Below are 539 nucleotides of genomic sequence, written 5' to 3'. Positions count from 1 at the left end.
GTACCTGCGCTGGAACGTCTCTCGCTGCGCCACAACAGCCGGATTTTCCAACATAAGACCACGCCTGACATCATCGAGACGCTATTGCAGGAGATGGGCATTCATGACTATGCCTTTTCACTGCAACGCGAGCCGGCTCAACGTGAGTTTTGTGTCCAATACCGCGAAAGTGATCTCGACTTTCTCCACCGCCTCGCCGCGGAAGAAGGCATGGTCTACAGCTTTATTCATGAAGCCGGAAAACACACCTTGCTGTTCAGTGATGCCACTGTGCTGCTGCCCTCCTTATCTCAGCCTATTCCTTACAACGGGTTGGCGGGTGGTGTCAGCGATGTGCCGTATATCCAAGATTTTTCTTATCAATCCGAGGCCCACGTTAGTGAGGTAGAACTCAAAGACTACAGCTTTAAAAACCCGGCTTATTCCTTTAGCCAATTGGCTCACGGCACGGAGATGGATTACCAACAACCCACTTACGTGCACTTTGATGCGCCAGGTCGCTATAAAGGTGACCCAAATGGCATCGCCTTCACCCGCAC

1 protein-coding gene is annotated in these 539 nt (G+C 51.8%); it reads left to right on the top strand.

What is annotated here, in order from left to right; genetic code table 11:
* A partial coding sequence (vgrG, locus tag QTN94_RS20400) for a type VI secretion system Vgr family protein (RefSeq protein ID WP_331428689.1) occupies positions 1–539 on the top strand: 539 nt, incomplete at both ends.

This window comes from Vibrio sp. M250220 (assembly GCF_036533795.1).
Taxonomy (GTDB): Bacteria; Pseudomonadota; Gammaproteobacteria; order Enterobacterales; family Vibrionaceae; genus Vibrio.
This window is presented reverse-complemented; position numbering and strand designations above follow the sequence as displayed.